1 protein-coding gene is annotated in these 282 nt (G+C 70.6%); it reads left to right on the forward strand.

Features of this window, described 5'->3' with window-relative positions; translation table 11 throughout:
- A partial coding sequence (locus ASC93_RS08995) for a condensation domain-containing protein (protein WP_162251828.1) occupies positions 1-282 on the forward strand: 282 nt, incomplete at both ends.

The following is a 282-nucleotide window of genomic DNA, read 5'->3' on the forward strand; positions in this document are numbered from 1 at the left end:
CAGCCCGTTCTACAACATGCCGTTCTCGATCCGCTTCAGCGGCGAGCTGGATATCGAGCACCTGCGGCGCGCATTGGACACCGTCGTCGACCGCCACGACGCGCTGCGCACCCGCTTCGTCGTCGTCGACGGCACGCCGGTGCAGCAGGTCGTGCCGCACGCCGCCGTGACGCTGCCCGTCATGGATCTTGCTGCACTAAGCGTGACCGACCGCGACGGCGAAGTGCGCCGCCTCGCGCTGGCCGAAGCGGCCGCGCCGTTCGACCTCGCCGCCGACCGCCT

It is taken from the genome of Massilia sp. Root335 (assembly GCF_001425685.1).
GTDB classification, from domain to species: Bacteria; Pseudomonadota; Gammaproteobacteria; order Burkholderiales; family Burkholderiaceae_D; genus Telluria; species Telluria luteola.